The sequence below is a fragment of the Pseudomonas sp. GQ91 genome, assembly GCF_059758795.1.
Window position 1 is genome coordinate 1 of the sequence record NZ_JCAXED010000066.1, and the last position, 372, is coordinate 372.

General features: G+C 68.0%; 1 protein-coding gene. It reads right to left on the reverse strand.

Annotated elements, in window-relative coordinates; genetic code table 11:
• A partial coding sequence (locus AC6CIA_RS26435; RefSeq protein WP_498316108.1) for a PAAR domain-containing protein occupies nt 1–372 on the reverse strand: 372 nt, incomplete at both ends.

The window sequence follows — 372 nt, forward strand, 5'->3', positions numbered from 1 at the left end:
CGAGACCACCGTCGCATCGCAGGTGCTGCGATCGCCGCTGCGCACCGCGGGCTGGCCGTTGATGGTGACCTTGTCCGAGCCTTCGGCCATGAACTGCGGCGGCATCGGCGGGTGCTTGGTGCAGATCACCAGGTCTTCCGGCCGGGTCTCGGTGCCGGGGGCGGGTGTGGCGACGGTGGGGCGCCACATCTGCGAGAAGAAATTGCCGGCCATGTCCAGGTAACTGGGCTCGGGTTGTTCTTCCGGTTCGGGCATCTGCAGTTCGGTGCCGGCCGGCGCCACATGCGACATCACGGCGCCGGCGGCGCGGGCCGAGGCGATGTTGTTGGTGAAGGTGTCCTTGGAGCCGGTGAGGATGTTGGCCTGCACCGT